This is a genomic window from Candidatus Villigracilis saccharophilus, assembly GCF_016711665.1.
In genome coordinates this window covers 19,269-35,306 of record NZ_JADJSO010000002.1, presented here as the reverse complement: position 1 = coordinate 35,306, position 16,038 = coordinate 19,269, and the positions used below count along the sequence as shown (strand labels likewise).

The following is a 16,038-nucleotide window of genomic DNA, read 5'->3' as shown; positions in this document are numbered from 1 at the left end:
CCGTCCTTTCGTTTCTTTTTTTTCTTTTTGCTGGGTTTGTTTGCTGTCCCCCCCCCCCCCCCCGCCCCCGGCCCCCCCCCCCCCCCCGCCGGGGGAGGGGGGGGACCCCGCGCCCGACACACAGGGACACCCGCGGATTGGCGGCCGGCGGCTTCCGGCCCCTTTCCACCCGCATTTGGACATCCATCAATATAAGGTCGGGTGAAACTTCCTCCGCTTTTTCCAGCGCTTCACCACCGTGGCGGGCTTCAAATACCTGATGTCCGCAGTTCTCCAGATAATCTCTGGTTATCATGATGTTGGATTCATTGTCTTCGACGAGCAGGATCTTCGCGTGGATCGTTGGCGCCGTTTTCTCCTGCGCCGCGTATTCTATCTGATCGTCATGCAGACTGCGTTCCTCTTCCCGTTTTGGATGCCATGGCAGGGAAAAACTAAAACAACTGCCGGGCCCGCTTTACTTTGCACATCCATGCTCCCGCCATGCATGCTGACCATTTTCTTGACCAGCACCAACCCCAATCCTGAGCCTTCGTATTGACGCGATAGGCTGCTATCGACTTGAACAAAGGGTTGGAATAATTTTTTCAAGTCTTCAGGATCAATGCCGATGCCTGTGTCTGTGACGGAAAAACGCATCAGACCTTCGCGGGCGTCCGTCTGCACTTCAAGTTTGACCTTTCCATGTTGCGGGGTGAATTTCACAGCGTTATTCAGCAGGTTGACCAGGACCTGTTTCAGGCGCATCGGATCCGCGAAGATCGTGGATGATGCCGCGGGAGGTTCATATTCCACAGCGATGGATTTTTTTTCAGCCAGCTGCTTGATAAATATCAGGCTCGACTGACAGACCTCATTCACATCAAAATGCGTGGGGCGAAGCTCGAAGTTGCCGAATTCGATCCTGGATACATCCAAAATATCGTTGATCAAACCCAGTAGATGCTCTCCGCTGGCGCGAATCGTCTGCACGGCCTGTTTTTGTCTTTCACTCAGAGGGCCGCGCACTCCTTCCAGGAGCGTTTCAGAAAAACCTAGAATCCCGTTCAGCGGCGTGCGTAGTTCATGGCTCATGTTCGCGAGGAATTCATCCTTTAATTTGGATGCCTTTTCCAGCGCAATATTGGCGGTCTGCAGTTCCAGCTCCGCCTGTTTGCGCTGGGTGATATCGAACAGAGAGGTACGGGTCATGACGAAGTTCCCGCTTTCATCGTAGATGGAGGTGGCGTTCACCAGGATCGGCAGGATGCTGCCATCTTTGCGGATGACATCAAATTCCAGGTCTTTGACCCAGCCCCGCTTCATTAAGATGGGGAATTGTTCAGCAAAATTTTTTTTACTCTCTGGTGTAAATAGTTCCCCAAAGGATTTGACTCCAACGAGTTCTTCACGTGAGTAGCCCAGCCAGTCTAATTCAGTTTGGTTGATCTGGACGATCACACCCTGTGCGTTGAGTGAGTGATAGCCAGCAGGGGCGTTGTTATACAGGTCTTGTACTTCCGCTGTCCGCTCCTGTACCCGCTTTTCCAGTTCATGGGTATATTGGCGGATCAACTCCTCGGCCTGCTTGCGCTCGGTGATGTCCAAGATATTCCCGATGATCGACGGCTGACCTTCAAGGTCAACCCGCACCCCCAACGCCTCGATGGTTTTGATCTCTCCATTTTTGCATAGACCGCGGAATTCGTAGCGGAGCGATTCGACCTCGCCTGCAATTCGGCGGCGGATGTTTTCTGATACAAGCGCGCGGTCATCTGGATGGATCAATGTGAGTGCATCTACGCCAAGTAATTCCTCGGGATCATACTTGAATATTTCAGCCAGAGCCGCGTTAACATACGACAGCTTCCCATTTTGGACGATGTAGATGCCCGCCAGTGAATTTTCGCTGATGGCGCGGAAACGCAGCTCGCTACCCCGCCGCGCTTCTTCGGCCTGTTTACGTTCGGTAATATCCTGAACCGTGCCGATACTCTTGATCGGTTTCCCGGCTTCGTTAAACTTGACCCTGCCATCAGCGAGTACATGACGGATCGAACCGTCTTTGTGAACGACGCGGTACTCCATGATGGGGGAACTGCCATCTTCCAAATTGTCATTAATGCTGTTGGTGAACTTTTCAATATCATCCGGATGGATCAAGGTTAGAAGGAATTCCGGTTTTCCATCAAAGGCTTCAGGTTCGACGTCAAAGACACGGTACATTTCCTTTGACCATGTTACTGTATTGGCGCGCATGTCCCATTCCCAGCTGCCGATATGGGCCATGCGCTGGGCTTCCGCCAGGCTTTCCTCGCTGGACCGTACAGCAGCTTCTGCCAGCTTGCGTTCGGTGATATTCGTATTGAATCCATACCAGGTGACACTGCCATCAGGCAATTTCTCAGGGGTTGACCTTGAGTAGATCCATTGGCTTTCCTCCCTGCCGGGGATCTGCACCCTGAACTCACAGGTAAAGAAGGTCAAATGCTTTGCAGAGAATTCAATATCATGCATAACTCTTTCTGAATCTTCAGGATGGATCACCCTGGCGATCGGAGCAAAATCATCAGCCACATCTTCAGGTGTGCATCCGAAAATATTCCTGATCCCTTCCGAGGCGACCGGAACATAATAGGTTCCATCTGGTTTGCGGGTAAATTGGTAGATCAGATCGGGCACATTGGCGGAAAGCTTTCTGAATTGCATATCTTTTTCGCGGATCTTTTCCTCCGCCTGCTTGCGTTCGGTAATGTCGGTGGTGACCAGGAACACCCCCAGGTTGACTCCATTGTCAGTGCGGACAGGCGAGAGACGATATTCATACCAGTGCTGCGCCTTGCCCTTATAAAAAGAGCGCTCGAAATGGAGCATTTCACCGGCCAGCACCTTCTCGAAAGTCTGATCAAACCAGGACCGTTCTTCAGGCCGCACGATATCATAGATCGAGCCGCCAAGCTGCATGGAGCGTCCGAAAATTGCCTCCTCCTGCTCAATTGCGACATGGTTCATCTTTCGCACCCGCCGATCCGGGTCGATCAGCATGTAGGATTGTGTGCTATTCTCCCAAATGGCGCGCAGATTGGTTTCACTTTCCTGTAGTGCAAGCTCGGCCATCTTTTGTTCGGTGGTGTCAAAGAAAACGGTCACGAATTTGTTGTTGATCGGCTGGGATGTGGAAATATGCCTCCACTTATTGATTTCCGGCACGTGGTATTCAACTTTTATCGACTGGCTGATACCCAGATTTATTTTCCAAAAATCATGAATGTACTTGGAACTCATTTGATACACTTCGGTGGCTTTTTTCCCAACGGTCTGTTCGCGGGTCAGCATCGCAATGCGTTCAAAGGCCGGGTTAACCTCCAGGATGCGATAGTCAATGATCTCGCCTGCTTCATCAAAAATCAATTCATTGAGCGCCATGCCTTCTTCCATTACGTTAAAGACATCCTGCAGCTTTTGTTCACTTTCACGGATCAGCTCTTCAGCTCGTTTGCGTTCCGTGATATCACGCAGGGTCATGCTCGTCCTGAGATTTCCATCCTTATCCTTGAAAACAGAGGAGGAAACATCAGCCGGGAATTTTTCACCGTTCCTGCGAATGAACATTAACTCGCCTTCAAATTTTCCCGTCCGATTCCGTTCCTCCAGCGCCACAGCGAGTCCTGGGTCGGATGCATCCACGATTCCGCTGCGCCCGATCCGCTTGATCTCTTCTTCCGTGCGTTCGAACATGCGGCAGCCGGCGGGGTTGATAGCAAGGATATCTCCAGTGGGCGAGGTAAGCAGGACAGCGTCGAGGGATGAATCGAAGATCGCACGGTAGCGTTCCTCGCTGGTTGCCAGGGATTTGATATCGATTTTCAACATGAGATGGATCAGGCCGGCGCTGATCAGTACGAATAACCAGCCTTTGGCGGTTTGTATCCATAGGTGGATGGGCGAACCTGGCGCGGTAAATAATTCCAATGCCCTGTCTGAAAGCAATATCCATAGGAACCCGAATAATACGTATCTGAGTGCGGTGCGCAGGGGGGTAAAATTTTTTTCAATGGTCATGATCTTATTCCGTGGTTAAACGTGATGGACATTGCGGGCAGGCGGGCTGAAAAATGTGATCCATGGCGAGTATAGCATCAATGAAATCGAAGTCGGTAATTCTCATTTGTATAATAGACTGTATCGGGTAATTAGAAAAAAATGTCGCGAAGGTTGCGCTCTTCGCGGTAAATTTAGCCTCTTTGCCAACAGCCGCTTCTAACTGAAGAGCTGTCAGTTTTCACTTTTTACCGATCTCGGTGCGGTTGCGCCCTTTTTGCTTGGCGTCGTACATCGCTTGGTCGGCGCGGCGAAATGCATCTTCCACAGCCTCTGCCGGCGAGATCTCGACGATACCGATGCTGAGCGTTACGCAGACGTCTCCTTTGGGTGTCGGCAATGCGATCGCGGCCACACCCTCACGGATGCGCTCCGCCAGCGCATAAGCCTGCTCTGACCTTGTCATCGGCAGGAGGATGATGAATTCCTCACCGCCATAGCGTCCGAGGATATCCGCGGTACGCAGTTCCCTGCCGGCGATGCGTGTAACCTGTTGAAGCATCTGATCTCCGACCGCGTGGCCGAAGGTATCATTTACTTTTTTGAAATGATCAATATCGAACATCAGCACCGTGAGCGGGCGCTGATAACGCGCGGCGACCTCGAACTCGTGCTCCGCGCTTTCAAGCAGGCAGCGGCGGTTGTTAATTCCAGTCAGCGGATCGATACGCGCCAGTTCCTGCTCGCGGACGAGCGAGGTCTGCAGGGCGAGGTTGACCGCTTCGAGCAATTGTTCCGACCGTTTACGCTCTGTGATCTCCTGATGGATGATGACCGTGCCTGGGCGGGAATTATGCTGGGGCAGAATGGTGACCGTGAACCAGCGCTGCTGTGTCGGCGAATGACACGGGTATTCAGTAATGAACTGGTCGAGGGTCCCGGTCATGACCGCGCGAATGGCCTGTTCCACCTGACGGGAGATCGGATCGCCCTGACGGGTGGCTGCTTCGCAGGCGGTCAAATAATTGGCGCCAAGATAGTCTGCCGAGTCAGCGGAATCATTTTCCTGCGCAAATTTCCTCCAGGCTTCGTTGACCGCCACGATCACCCCGCGTTCATCCAGCACGGCAATGTGGGCTGTCAATGAGTTTAGTATGTCTTTGACGAAGAGTTCACTATCCCGCAGGGCGCCATCAGCCTGAACCCGTTCCGTGACATCGATCGTGTAACCGGCCAATAAGGTTTTATTTCCCTGACTGATCGGGAATTTGATGGTGGTATAGTGGCGGCCGTTTAGTTCCTCGTCCAGTTTTAGCACTACTCCTTTTGAGACAACCGACCAGTCGTCGGCATTGATCTTTGCGGCGAGCTCGGGCGGAAAAAACTCCTCCATGCTCCTGCCGATCATATTCATACCCGATATGCCGAGCATCTCATGATAATTATCGCTGGCCTGCAGGACGCGGCTCTCAGTGGGTGTTACCGTTTTTATGAAAGTATATACAGGCGAGTAACGCATAAAGAGCGAGAATAGCTCAATGTTTTCGCGCAAAGCCTCTTCCGCCCGCTTGCGCTGAACAATGTCCCATGCCAGGCTCGCCAATTGTTCAACAACGCGGACATCATTGTCATTAAAATCTGTTGGCTTATTCCCGACGCCCATGATCATGACGATGGAGTCGTTCCGCAGAACAGGTACGACCAGCTCGCGCTGGATGGGCGCGTGTCCGGTCGGTAGTCCTTTGCGATGCGTGAGGCTTGGGTAATCGTTGTGGATCACCGCTTCGCGCGTCGCGATGCAGTCCACCCAGACCCCGGCCTTGTCCACTGAATAATGTTGTCCTTTGCCTGTGGCGCTGCACATATTCTTAAGGGTGTTGCTCGACCACATTTGCAGAAGCAATGTCTTTTGGTCTGCTTCAAGAAAGTGAGCGAATCCGATCTGGCTGCCTGTCAATGCTTCGGCTTTGTCGAGCGTCATTTGTAATATTTCATCCAGCGAATGTGAGTCGGCGGATTGACTGATCAGCAGCCGGGTTTGCTGAATGGCTTCAAGCTGTTTGCGCTCGGTGATATCTTCGATGGTCACAAAGACTTGATAGGGTTGGCTCTCATTTGGCTTAAACTGAGGAATGGCATTTATGCTCATCCACATAAAATCGCCCTGACGCTTTCTAGATACTTTGGCGATCGAATTGCGAACAACCTTTCCTGTAATTAAGGCTCGCATTGAAGGATGATCTGCGGCTTTTAATTCCTCCCCGTTTTCTGCAAAGACTTTCCAATATGGCTCATGAGATGTCTTGCCGAGGAATTCTTCCCGGTCCAGTCCAAACATTTCTAGCGCGGCATTATTAACATCGATCAACTGGCCGTCTGCCTGTTGATAGAACACACCCTGTGCCATATTCTCGAACATGGTGCGGTATTTTTCCTCGCTGCGGCGCAGTTCTTGCTCTGCCCGTTTTCGCTCGGTAATATCGCGAAAGAAAACCAGGTCGGTGGCTTGCCCCTGCCAGATGGTCTTTGTTCCGCTGACTTCGACTGGAAGGCTCGTACCATCCTTGCGGCGCAGAATCGTTTCATAAGTGGATGGCAGCGGCTTGCCCGTCAGGCGGTCAGCCAGCCGCTGTTTCAAGAGTGGGTAGGCTGCCGGGTCCGCCAGGTCTTGTTGCGTGGTTTGTAATAACTCATCGGGCGTGTATCCCAGAATCTTGGCGGCATGCTCGTTTGCAAAGATATGCCGTCCGCTCGCTGTGCCGATCAGAATGCCATCCGACGTGCTCTGCGCCAGGTTTCTGAAATTTGCCTCGCTCATCCTTAATTCTTCTTCCATACGTTGGCGTTCAGTTACGTCTTCGATAAAACCCTCGAAGGCCATTGCCTGACCGTCCGCGTTGTAGAGCGTGCTTATATACAGACGGCCCGCGAATGTACTGCCATCTTTTCGGCTGTATAGATTTTCAAAGGTGTTCAACTGCGGGTTTTCTTTCCGCAGGCGTATGATCTCCGACCTGCGGTGAGGATCAGCAAACAGTTCCAACGATATATCTTTAATATTTGCTAAAACGGCTTGCGGCGATTCGTAGCCGAACATTTTTGCGAAGGCGGGATTGACAATGATTACTTTTCCGTCCAGGGTCGATTGAAAGATCGCAAGTATTGCCTTGTCGAACAGTTCCCGATATCTTCTTTCGCTTTCACCTAAGTCCTTTGCTCCCTGAATGTGTTCGGCGACCAGAACACATAATAACAAACCTGAAAAAGCGGCGGTAAAGAGAAATAGTTGTAGTGAAATTAGTTGTTGGGATTTGGTCTGGCCTGCGATGGCGAAGATGCCGTGATCTTGCAAGGTGTGTCCAATCGCAATGCCTGCGAAGAGGATGAGCGTGCCGCTCATACGGTGAATTCCGAACCTGAACGCCAGCCAGATCAGGAATGGGAAAACCATATAATTCCGCAGCAGCGGGCTTTCAGCATCGGTAAAAGGTCCGAATAACAACCAGGCAAAAGACAGGATTAATGAAAGAAGTAAAACACCTTCAAGGATATTGCGCGGGGCGATAGGTCGAATATCGGACGGACGGTTGAACGTCGTGACAATAAAAGGCGTCACAAGGATCATTCCCAGACTGTCCGATGCCCACCATAACTGCCATGTATTTATGAAAGGGGCGCCAAATGCCAGCGCGGGGATGGCTGCGCCAAGCAAACCGGTGATGCCATTAACACAAATAACTGCCGCGAATAATGTAAATACTTCGCGGATTTTTGTGAAGCTGATTTTCGATTTACAAAAATAGGTGATGACCCACGCGCTGAGCAATGGTTCCAGGATATTCGCCAGTGCAAATCCAAAACTGACCGCAAGCGTGTTCCCGCTGCTCCAATTCCCCGCGGCATTGATGATAAAAAATACCGCCAGAATTCCGTTCCACTGGTTTTTGGGTTGGAGCAATAAGATTGCCAAAGCCAGTCCGCTCGCCGGCCAAACAGCAGCGATCCCTTCAGGCTGTGCTACAAACAAAAGCCCGACACGTACTGAAACCCAATACGCGATTGCGATCACAGCCCAACGGGCTGCCTGCGGCCAAAACCGTTCAGGTGGATCTGTCCGCGACCTATTCCGGATTTGGTTCATAATTTTCTCCAATAAGACTCTTCCTGATCGAATTTTGTCTTCTTAGAATGGGCGCTGCCGGGCTTGAGGTTGACCGGCTGGGATGAACTCCCCGCGTGTCATGTGATATGAACCGAGAGGAAGTCTGTCATTATGTAGCATATCAAATAAAGTGCCGCCAAACAAGATAACAAAAATAACAATTTCGTCAGCATTCATAATGAAGCGGGGAGGGGTTCAGGGTGTAGCGCCAGCCTGGGCGCGCTGGAACGTGACTTTTGCCATTTCTCCAACTCTGTGAAAGAGAGTACAATTTCCCCATATCCAAACAAGGAGACAAGCATATGACCATCATCCTCGACGGTTCCTCACTCACAGTTGAAAAACTGGTTGCCATTGCGCGTAATAACGAGAAAGTTGAATTGGCCCCCGAAGCATTGGAGCGCATCAAGATATGCCGCGTCATGCTGGAGGACAAACTTGCAAAAAAAGAGATCATGTATGGCACCAATACCGGCATCGGCGAATTCTCCGAAACGATGTTGAGTGATCAACAGGTTTTGGAATTTCAAAGATATCTTGTCTATAATCACGCGGCTGGGATCGGCGACCCGGCGCCCATCGAACACGTCCGCGCGGCGCTGGCGGGACGCATCAACGTTCACGCGCACGGCAATTCCGGCTGCCGTCCCGAGATCACATTGACCTATGTTGAGATGTTGAACAAGGGTGTCACGCCGGTGGTTTGCCAAAAGGGTTCGGTCGGCGCGAGCGGTGACCTGGCTCCGATGGCGCAAGCCGCGCTGCTGCTGATGGGGGAGGGCGAAGCCTTTTATAACGGCGAGCAGTTGCCAGGCGCGGAGGCGATGCGCAGGGCCGGGATCGAAGTCCCCGGGCTGATGGCAAGAGACGGCCTGGCCGCGATCAATGGCTCCAATCTGTTGACCGCCATGTCCGCGATCCATATTTATGATATGGAAAGATTCATCAAACAGACCGAGATCGCCGCGGCGATGTCCATCGAAGCCCTGCTTGGGAACATGAAACCATACAACGCCAAACTGCATGAGCTGCGCGGATTCAAAGGCGCGATCACATCCGCGAAAAATATCGCGAAATTGGTTGAAGGCTCGGACCTGACCACCGGCAAGATGAAAACAAAAGTGCAGGATGCCTACTCGATGCGCTCTTCACCGCAGGTCATTGGCGCGGCGCGGGACGCGGTCGCGTATGCGCGCGCGCAGGTCGAAATTGAATTGAACGGTGTCGGCGATAACCCCATCTTTGTGCCTGAGATGAATCTCACGTTGACAGGCGCGAACTTCCAGGGCTCGCCGGTGGCGCTGCCGATGGATATGGCGGGCATCGCGATCACGATGGTCTGCGTTCTGTCTGAACGAAGACTCAATCGCCTGACCAACCCCGCGTTGTCACAGGGCCTGCCGGATTTCCTCGCGCACGAACCGGGCTTTTATTCCGGCATGATGCTCTCGCAATACACAGCCGATCACTTGATTGTCGAGCAAAGGATCCTGTCCACACCGGCGTCGATCCAATCCATCCCCGCCGCCGCGGACCAGGAGGATTTTGTTTCCATGGGCATGAACACCGCCCTCAAGAACGGGCAAATTCTGGATAACGCCTATGGCATTCTCGGCATCGAATTCATGGCTGCCGCGCAGGCGCTCGACTTCCGCGAGTTCACACCCGGCAAGGGGTCGCTCAAAGCGCGCGAAGTGATCCGCCGGCATGTGGATCATCTGCATGTGGATCGTCCGCTTTATAACGATCATAACAAGATGAAGGCGTTGGTGAAGTCAGGCGAGATCTTAGAGGAAGTGGAAAAAGCGATAGGAAGTTTGGGGTAGGAATGAAAAGAGACCGGCTGATAAGGCTGGTCTCTTTTTTGAAAAACTTGGCACTTAAATATCCCAAAATTTCAAAGCGGGTCTGGAGATTCATCCAGCATCTTCAGGAATATTTCAACCACATGCGGATCAAATTGCCTGCCGGATTGTTCAATGATATATTCGCGCGTCTGTTCGACGCTCCACGCCGGACGATAGGGGCGGTCTGAACGCAGCGCGTCCCACACATCTACGACTGCAAAGAGGCGGGCAACGAGCGGGATGTTCTCTTCTTTCAGCCCGCGCGGGTAACCGCTGCCATCCCATTTTTCGTGATGGCAGTAGGGGATATCCAATGCGGGTTTTAAGTATTCGACAAGTGAAAGCATTTCATAGGCATGGGTTGGATGCTGCCGCATGATCTTCCATTCATCAGCGCTGAGCGCGCCCGGTTTTAACAGGATATGATCGGGAACGCCTAATTTACCCATATCGTGCAGGAGTACGCCGCGGTGGACATGGATCAGTTCCTGCTGATTGATGCCCATTCTTTCAGCGATTTCCAAAGTTCTTTTTACCAAACGCTGGGTGTGCCCTTCCGTCTCTTTGTCACGCAGATCCATCGCCCGCGACCAGCCTTCGATCGTGGCATCATACGCCAGGCTGAGTTCTTCATGGGAATTTTGCAGGCTGTCGAATAATTTTGCATTCTCAATCGCGCTTGCGGCCTGTCCGGCGAATAGACTAAGCAGACGCATATCCGCTTCGTTGAATACACGAGAGGATGGTTTGATCTCGGCTACATCCAGCACGCCCAGAAGATGTCCGCTGTAAAGCAGGGGAACACCTAACATTGAGCCGTATGGGATTTTTTCATATAACGTTGAGCGAAATTCCCATTTTGAATAATCATCAATGATGATCGGCGATCTTGACTCTGCCACTCGTCCGGCCAATCCATCTCCTAATTGACGGCGTGTGCCGGGGGGCAGGTCAGGCCCAATACTGGCAACCAGTTCCAGGTTGGCCTGGTTTGAATCGTACAGGCTGATCGATGAGCAGAGCGCATCCAGTAATTTTTTCGCGCGCTCGATGATCTTGATTAAGACCGTGGACAGGTCCAGTTGCAGGGACAGGTCGAGTGTGGTTTCGTAGAGCCCGGCAAATTCCTGCGCGCGACGGCGGGTTTCACTGTACAGGCGTGCCGAGTGAATTGCGCCGGCCGCCTGTGACGCAAAGAGCGTCATCAGGTGTTCATCCTCTTCTGTGAATTTTCGTTTTGAGGATCCCGATTCGTCCGCGGTCAGCACGCCGATCAACTCCCCTTTGTAAAGCATGGGCACTTCGATCACGGCATGGATGGGGATGCCATTGTAAATGGAGGCGTGACCTTCCCAACTTGAGTAGTCATCCAAGCGGATCGGCAGACGGGTCTGCGCCACCCGTCCCGCCATCCCCTCGCCAAAACGCAGATACGCCCCAACGGGGTATCCCACTTCGGTGACCTTGGTCAGCCTGAGCGCGTTATTTGAGACCAGGTACATGCCGCTTGTGGATGATCTAAGCAATTTGCGGGCGCTGTCCACGATGGATTGCAGAAGTACGTTCAGGTCATATTGACCGGAGAGGGTCTTGCTCGTTTCGTATAACATCTCCAGCTGATTCACGCGGCTTTGTACGTTCTGATACAGGCGCGCATTGTGGATGGCCACCGCCGCGTGGACGGCGTATAGTTCCAACAAGGCGACATCGTGCTGGCTGAATTTTTTCGGCGGTTCAGCCATGAGGGTCAGCACGCCCAGGAATTCTTCACCCCGCAGGATCGGCGCGCCGACCACGGCCTTGAATGATATGCTGTTATAAATGGCCGCGCGTCCCTCCCAGGTTTCGTAATCTTCAACGGTCAGCGGTTTCCCAAGTTCCCAAACCTTTCCTGATAGCCCTTCACCGCGTTCGAGAAAATTTCCCGCGATGGGTTTTTGCGTGCCAATGGCGACAGCCAGTTCAAGTTTATCCTGGTCATCACGGTACAAATATATGCCGCCGCCGGAACTTTTTAGAAGTTCGCTGGCATGTGTGGTAATGGACTCGAGTAATTTTTCCAGATTTAATTCGGCGGTAAGACCGATGCTGATCTGGTGCACAGATTCAAGCTGTGAGTTTTGTCTGCTTAATTCCTCTTCAAAATGTCTGCGTTCGGTGATATCCGTGACAAAAACGGTCAACCCGGATATATCACCATCCTCATTTCGTATGGGGCTGTAGCGGTCTTCGTAATAGGTGCGATATTTTTGCGGGTCGCCATACTCCTCGACCAGGAGCATCTGTTCCCCGTCGAGCACGCGTTCGAAATTCTTTTTTGCCTTTTCGCGGTCCAGCGGGTCAGTGATCGCATTAAGCATATTCATACCGATCTCAATATCAACGCCCCAGATCGCCTTCATCGTGTTTTTATGAGTTACTGTGAATGCAATATAACAAAAGTTGACGTCAAGCGCGAAAATGACGATGCCTTGCGGGCTTTCCATGATCGACTGTAAAAGGATATTGTTCTTTTGCGCTTGGTTTTTGCTTTGGATCAGCGCTTCTTCCATCCGCTTGCGTTCGGTGATGTCGCGTCCATTTACAATGGTTCGGATCAACAGCCCGTTTTCATCGAATTCGCGGCGTAAGACATCTTCCACCCAAACATAGCCGCCTTGTTTGGTCTTGGCCCGGTATGAGTAAATACTTGAAGCCAGCTTAAGTTCGTTGCCGCGCATGATCTCCAGTAATATCCGTTCGCGGTCTTCAGGGTGAATCCGTTCCATGATCTCAGGCAGCCCAATGTCGAAATAGTCTTCGCTTGGAAAGCCCAATATTTTATTGTATGAAGGCGATACATAAAGCACTTTGCCGTCTGCGTTGATCAACGAGACCGCGTCAGAAGAATTCTCGGCGAGCAGGCGATAAAGTTCCTCGCTTTTTTGCAGAGTCTCTTCTGCGTACCTGCGTTCGGTGATATCGCGCACGATCACGGCCACAATAACTTTGCCGGCCGGGCTGATCAACTTTGAACTGACTTCCACAGGGAAATTTGTTTTATCCCTGCGTTGATAGACTGTTTCGTAAAGCCAGCCGCCTTTTTCGCGGATCACCTTCACCCACTCCAGCCATTGAGGGAAGCTGGCGATCTCCCGCGCAACATCCATTGGTCCGAGCTGGCTCAATTCTTCATTGCTGTACCCGAGCATGGTCCGCGCGCTCTTATTGAAATCGACATACTTACAGGTTTCCGCATCGATCAGGAAAATGGCGTCATTGGTCTCATCCATGATCTGTCTGAATTGCAGCAGGTTTTCTTCGGCTAGTTTTCTTTCCGTCAGGTCACGATTAATGGCGATGAAACTGACTGGCCTGCCCTCCGCATCCCTGGCCATGGAGACCGAAGCCAGAATGGTGAACAACGAACCATCCTTTCGATCTCTGAATTACTTCGCCCTGCCAGTGCCCGCTTTCGGTTAATTCCTGGAGCGCCGCTTCTGTATTTATTTCTGTCAGGTATTCTGTTTTTATAAACTCCAGTAACGGACGATTTAAAACTTCTTCTTTTGTCCACCCGTACATTTTTTCTGCAGCTTTATTCCACTCCAGGATGTTAAACTCCAGGTCTGTAACGATCCATGCGTCCCAAATATTGTTGATCAGGTTGCCGGTAAAATTCCACTCCCTGGCAGGCTGTGTATTTGACGTATTGTCTGCTTGGCTGGAAGCAGCTTGTCTTTTCCCCCGTTCTTTAGCTGGAGTAATTTTTTTCATAAGAGAAATTGAGTCGTAAGAAGTTTTAAATTGGATCTCGTTGAGGTTGTTCCTTGCCTATATTATCCTACATTTGTGCGAAGGATGGTAAAAAATCCATTAAAGTATTCAGCGAAATTACGCCCCCAAAAAACATCATTTTCTCTGAATTGGTTTGACCCTGGCTTTCTTTAAATTTTCAGCGGCTCTGAATTTCACGATCCTGCTGATCAATTTCAACGGCATCGGTTCATCCAGCGGGAATTGGACCGATCCCTTCGCGCCTTTATATATGGATAGTTCTTTTTGAAATGCTTCAATTCCGCTCTGGCAATGCGGACATAGTAGCGGCTGTGAACATCGCAGTCAGGGCAGAAGTAAACCTGCCAATGGTCTCGAACCTTCGTGTTCAGGGACAAAGCCCCCTGCTTTAGCTGTGGGGTTCGTTTACAAGAGCCTTCCCTGAAGGCTCTCTGCGCTCTCTATGGCAAAAATTATAAACCCTCGATCCATTTCATTGCCCCAGCTCCCGCTTTTCTTCCGCTCGCGAAACATGCTGTCAACAAATATCCGCCTGTTGGCGCTTCCCAATCCAGCATCTCGCCGGCGCAAAACACACCAGGCAATTTTACGATCATCAGATGATCATCCAGCGCCTCGAACGCCACCCCGCCCGCGCTGCTGATGGCTTCATCCAGCGGACGCGTCGCGATCAATGGTACAGGCAGCTGCTTGATATAGAATGCGAGCCGTTCAGAATTCCCAAACTCATCCTTGGGCACGAACTCGCGCAGCAACCCCGCCTTCACGCCCTTCATCCCAACTGTTTTTTCCAGGTGACTGGCCATCGAACGCGATCCGCGCGGCTTGGATAATTTCTCGGTCAACTGCGCCTCTGTTTTATCAGGCGCAAGATCGAGCAGCATGACTGCTTTTCCATTTGCCGATATTTCATCGCGCATCCAAGCTGAAGCCGCGTAGATCAAACTTCCTTCCACGCCTTCCTTTGTGACAATAAACTCGCCCTGCTGATGAAATGTCCCGAACGACAAGACCACGGATTTGATCGGCTGACCGTCAAATTTTTCCTTGAAGATCGGTGTCCATGCCACATCGAATCCGCAATTGGATGGTTTTAACGCTTCAACCTTAACCCCGGCCTGGTTCAGCCAATTGACCCATGCGCCGTCCGAGCCGAGCCTTGCCCAACTCCCGCCTCCGAGAGCCAGGATCACAGCATTTGCATTTACAATTTTGATCCCATCGGGTGTTTCAAACTCTACTTCGATCGTCCCGTAGGTTTGATTTGAAGCATCACCGCTTTTGAATAAACCCTCGGGACGTATCGTTCCATTCCATCGATGCCTCAAATGAAAAATGACCCCCGCATCACTCAATCCCTTTAACCACGCCCTCAACAACGGACTGGCTTTCATTTCATTGGGGAATACGCGGCCTGATGTTCCCACAAAAGTCTCGACCCCCAGTCTGCGCGCCCATTCGCGCAGGTCATCGGGCATGAAATCCAGCAGCCATTTTTCTATTTCTTTCCTGCGCTTTCCATAACGCGAGACGAATTTCTCGAACGGTTCCGAGTGGGTCAGGTTTAATCCGCTTTTGCCGGCCAGTAAAAACTTCCGCCCGAGCGATGGCATGGAATCATACACATCCACACTTACTCCGCGCTGAATTAACACCTCCGCCGCCATCAATCCCGCAGGTCCGCCGCCGATAATTGCAACTGAATGATTCATATGATGATTATAAAGGGTAATGTTCGCAGTCCGAACGCTTTGCATCCTTACTTCGCCTTATCGTGTCACTCCTGAGGTGTAGACGTTCGACTCCATCGGCGTTCAAAGCACCGAAAGTAATGCTCCCTGAACAACAAGCAGGAGTTCTGTAAAAACTCCTGATTGGTTCAGGAGTTTTTTATTTACGCCTTCTGCTTTCTGAACTATCTTTCCACGCTGACCACGCCGCCGACCGCGTTCAATTTTATATTCCACTGGCTCCCAATTTCAAACTGCTGAAACTCCGTGCTTGACCCCGGCTCGTAGGTGATCTGCCCGTCATCCGTGCTTAAGAAGACATGGAAAACTTCCGAGGCTGAACCAAGTCGTTGATCGCTGGAAATATTTGGGTTTTCATAAACAGGATAAAGGTCATTGCCATCCAGGGTATAGGTTTGGATCGTGTTCCATTCATCCACAGTGTAATCACAATATTGGGTGGTTTCCGTGTGACATTCCTGCACCACTTCTGCGAAACCAT

At 51.4% G+C, this 16,038-nt stretch carries 9 protein-coding genes; 2 read left to right on the top strand and 7 right to left on the bottom strand.

Annotated elements, in window-relative coordinates:
• Positions 1-372 precede the first annotated feature (372 nt).
• The 3 genes from IPL17_RS00465 to IPL17_RS00455 form a co-directional block, all read right to left on the bottom strand.
• Positions 373-4,041 (bottom strand): PAS domain S-box protein, encoded by a 3,669-nt coding sequence (locus IPL17_RS00465; protein ID WP_345305102.1) that lies wholly within the window; start codon positions 4,039-4,041, stop codon positions 373-375.
• Positions 4,042-4,261: 220 nt separating this feature from the next.
• Positions 4,262-8,161, bottom strand: coding sequence for a PAS domain S-box protein (locus IPL17_RS00460; RefSeq protein WP_345305101.1), 3,900 nt, complete (start codon positions 8,159-8,161; stop codon positions 4,262-4,264).
• Between the two features lie 42 nt (positions 8,162-8,203).
• Positions 8,204-8,359: a hypothetical protein gene (locus tag IPL17_RS00455; protein ID WP_345305100.1), complete on the bottom strand. Its 156-nt coding sequence runs from the start codon at positions 8,357-8,359 to the stop codon at positions 8,204-8,206.
• A 125-nt stretch (positions 8,360-8,484) separates the two neighbouring features.
• Between IPL17_RS00455 and IPL17_RS00450 the strand changes: the two genes are divergently transcribed.
• Positions 8,485-10,008 carry an aromatic amino acid ammonia-lyase gene (locus tag IPL17_RS00450; RefSeq protein ID WP_345305099.1) on the top strand — a complete coding sequence of 508 codons (1,524 nt, stop codon included), beginning with the start codon at positions 8,485-8,487 and terminating at the stop codon, positions 10,006-10,008.
• Between the two features lie 71 nt (positions 10,009-10,079).
• On the opposite strand, the gene IPL17_RS00445 is transcribed toward IPL17_RS00450, so the two are convergent.
• Both IPL17_RS00445 and IPL17_RS00440 read right to left on the bottom strand, forming a co-directional pair.
• Positions 10,080-13,433 carry a GAF domain-containing protein gene (locus tag IPL17_RS00445; protein ID WP_345305098.1) on the bottom strand — a complete coding sequence of 1,118 codons (3,354 nt, stop codon included), beginning with the start codon at positions 13,431-13,433 and terminating at the stop codon, positions 10,080-10,082.
• Entirely contained in the window at positions 13,360-13,785 is a 426-nt protein-coding gene (locus IPL17_RS00440; RefSeq protein ID WP_345305097.1) for a PAS domain S-box protein, read from the bottom strand. The genes IPL17_RS00445 and IPL17_RS00440 overlap by 74 nt, the downstream gene beginning before the upstream one ends.
• A 290-nt stretch (positions 13,786-14,075) precedes the next feature.
• Between IPL17_RS00440 and IPL17_RS00435 the strand changes: the two genes are divergently transcribed.
• A complete protein-coding gene (locus tag IPL17_RS00435; protein WP_345305096.1) occupies positions 14,076-14,198 on the top strand; it encodes a hypothetical protein in 123 nt (40 codons plus the stop codon).
• A gap of 60 nt (positions 14,199-14,258) precedes the next feature.
• Here IPL17_RS00435 and IPL17_RS00430 read toward each other — a convergent pair whose 3' ends face one another.
• Both IPL17_RS00430 and IPL17_RS00425 read right to left on the bottom strand, forming a co-directional pair.
• Positions 14,259-15,518 carry a TIGR03862 family flavoprotein gene (locus tag IPL17_RS00430; protein ID WP_345305095.1) on the bottom strand — a complete coding sequence of 420 codons (1,260 nt, stop codon included), beginning with the start codon at positions 15,516-15,518 and terminating at the stop codon, positions 14,259-14,261.
• Between the two features lie 203 nt (positions 15,519-15,721).
• Positions 15,722-16,021: a hypothetical protein gene (locus tag IPL17_RS00425; protein WP_345305094.1), complete on the bottom strand. Its 300-nt coding sequence runs from the start codon at positions 16,019-16,021 to the stop codon at positions 15,722-15,724.
• Between the last annotated feature and the right edge of the window lie 17 nt (positions 16,022-16,038).

Bases quoted from the DNA above. Each gene is read 5' to 3' on its own strand.
- IPL17_RS00465 (WP_345305102.1), bottom strand. From the start codon at position 4,041: ATGACCATTGAAAAAAATTTTACCCCCCTGCGCACCGCACTCAGATAC.
- IPL17_RS00460 (WP_345305101.1), bottom strand. From the start codon at position 8,161: ATGAACCAAATCCGGAATAGGTCGCGGACAGATCCACCTGAACGGTTT.
- IPL17_RS00455 (WP_345305100.1), bottom strand. From the start codon at position 8,359: ATGAATGCTGACGAAATTGTTATTTTTGTTATCTTGTTTGGCGGCACT.
- IPL17_RS00450 (WP_345305099.1), top strand. From the start codon at position 8,485: ATGACCATCATCCTCGACGGTTCCTCACTCACAGTTGAAAAACTGGTT.
- IPL17_RS00440 (WP_345305097.1), bottom strand. From the start codon at position 13,785: ATGAAAAAAATTACTCCAGCTAAAGAACGGGGGAAAAGACAAGCTGCT.
- IPL17_RS00435 (WP_345305096.1), top strand. From the start codon at position 14,076: ATGCTTCAATTCCGCTCTGGCAATGCGGACATAGTAGCGGCTGTGAAC.
- IPL17_RS00430 (WP_345305095.1), bottom strand. From the start codon at position 15,518: ATGAATCATTCAGTTGCAATTATCGGCGGCGGACCTGCGGGATTGATG.